Here is a 207-nt window from a genome sequence, read left to right on the forward strand (position 1 = left end):
AGGTATTCAAGTCGATTTGTTCCAGCAGAGCGCCTTCATGGTGTTCTGTGGCTTTGATGCCAGAGTCAGCGATGAAGCGGAATGGGCTGCCTTCTTTCAGGGAAGCTGCACCAGCTTGTACGGAAGCGGCTTTCCAGAATTTGGAGCGTGCATCAGAAGCCTGGCCAGACAGTTTGACCTGGTCGATAATTTTGGTGATGAGGATGT

Annotated in this window: 1 pseudogene; it reads right to left on the reverse strand. The window is 51.2% G+C overall.

The annotated features are described in order from the left end of the window. Positions 1–207: pseudogene (locus ACO0LC_RS29400) on the reverse strand (MotA/TolQ/ExbB proton channel family protein); the annotation flags it as partial.

Source organism: Undibacterium sp. JH2W, from assembly GCF_049340425.1.
Lineage (GTDB): Bacteria > Pseudomonadota > Gammaproteobacteria > Burkholderiales > Burkholderiaceae_D > Undibacterium.